Annotated in this window: 2 protein-coding genes; both read left to right on the top strand. The window is 34.6% G+C overall.

What is annotated here, in order from left to right; translation table 11 throughout:
- Positions 1–342: 342 nt before the first annotated feature.
- The gene (locus BN338_RS09595) at positions 343–1,188 is read left to right on the top strand and encodes a TrbL/VirB6 family protein (RefSeq protein WP_039761718.1); all 846 of its coding nucleotides are present in this window, start codon (positions 343–345) and stop codon (positions 1,186–1,188) included.
- 216 nt (positions 1,189–1,404) lie between these two features.
- Complete coding sequence (locus BN338_RS09590) at positions 1,405–1,548, top strand: hypothetical protein (RefSeq protein ID WP_039761715.1); 144 nt, start codon at positions 1,405–1,407, stop codon at positions 1,546–1,548.
- Positions 1,549–1,551 lie beyond the last annotated feature (3 nt).

Raw genomic sequence — 1,551 nt, 5'->3', positions numbered from 1 at the left:
GGTTGCGCATTTACGTAATGCAGAGCAAGCACTGATCCGCCAGCAAAAATATAAACGCAATATAAAGATTTTAAATCATCGGAACAAAAATATGCCGCAGGTGAAATACGTTAGCGTTACTCAATAAACTTTTATACAGATTATATCATAAACTTTCTTTGATCATGGAAAAAATGAAGGCATCATTCTCAATCCCTCCTAATACACTGAAAAAATATATAGAAAGCTTTGAGAAATTTCATAGCCAAAAATGCTTTTGATAAATCGCATAAATATAAAAACTACACATACACCCCTATTCCAAAACAATGAAAAAATGACAATTCGTGAAAGAAAAATACCATGAGCTTCCAAATGTTCTCACAACTGTTCAATGAAATTGATCGCGCAACAGCAACATATGTCATGGATATTTCATCAAAAACAATCGTTGCAATCACTCCCATCGCATCAATCGGTCTTACTATCGGTTTCATCATATATGGATGGCTCGTTATTCGTGGTGCAATAGATATGCCTCTCGTTGGACTTGTGAACCGTTGCTTCCGAATGAGTATTATTACTTCTATTGCACTGACTGTAGGGCTTTATCAACACGAAATCAAAGACCTTATAATGAACACACCTGATGAATTGGTAGAAGCACTTGTGGACAATCCTCAGAGCAAGACTCAGTTAGCTAAGCTGATCGACACGGTAGCTGAGAAAGGATTCGAATGTGCAAGCAAAGCCTTCGAAGAAGCTGCCTTTTTAGATGCTGATGGGCTCCTTTATGGTCTCTTTGGTATTCTTATCTTGCTTGCAACAAGCTTCCTCACTGCCGTGGGTGGTGCATTCATCTTATTGGCAAACGTTGCAATTACACTTCTTATCGGGCTCGGACCATTCTTCATCATTTCTTTGCTTTGGCAACCAACCTATCGCTTTTTTGAGCAATGGGTAGCACAAATCTTAAGCTACACAATTCTTATTTTGCTCCTAGCGACCATGTCAAGTTTATTAATGAATATCTTTGCAAATTACATGGAAGATTTTAAATTTGATGGCAATCAGAATGTGAGTTATGCGCTTGGTGGTGTTCTCATCTTGTCTATTATCTCCATAGTGCTGTTGTTTAAATTATCAAGCATAGCCAATGCTTTAGCAAAAGGCATTACATTGGAACATCTATGGAAAATTAAATCCTAAAAGAAGTGACTTTTCCCTAGTTGCCACACAACCAAATGAGTGGTTAACAGCAAGGTATCTGCACTAAGATTGAATTATTTTTATAAACTAAAAAATGAAATTAATAAAAGAGAACTTATCGCAAAATACACACTTTACTTTATTATTAAAATTATAATAATAATAAGAAATATTAATATTTTTTATTTATTGTAAAAAAAATAAATGGGTGTTAGAATGAAATTGATTGTTTTTATAATTTTGATTACAAATCTTTTATCAGCTTGTGCATTAGAACAAAAACTAAAACAACCAAATAACTGGAACCGCGTACCTATTAATAAAACAATCCCTGCCGAAATTCAGCGAGGAGAAATATGAAAA

Origin of the sequence: Bartonella queenslandensis AUST/NH15, assembly GCF_000312585.1 — a bacterium.
GTDB classification, from domain to species: Bacteria; Pseudomonadota; Alphaproteobacteria; order Rhizobiales; family Rhizobiaceae; genus Bartonella; species Bartonella queenslandensis_A.
This window is presented reverse-complemented; position numbering and strand designations above follow the sequence as displayed.

What these genes read in the sequence shown, in the direction of transcription:
- BN338_RS09595 (WP_039761718.1), top strand. Translation starts at nt 343, where the DNA reads ATGAGCTTCCAAATGTTCTCACAACTGTTCAATGAAATTGATCGCGCA.
- BN338_RS09590 (WP_039761715.1), top strand. Translation starts at nt 1,405, where the DNA reads ATGAAATTGATTGTTTTTATAATTTTGATTACAAATCTTTTATCAGCT.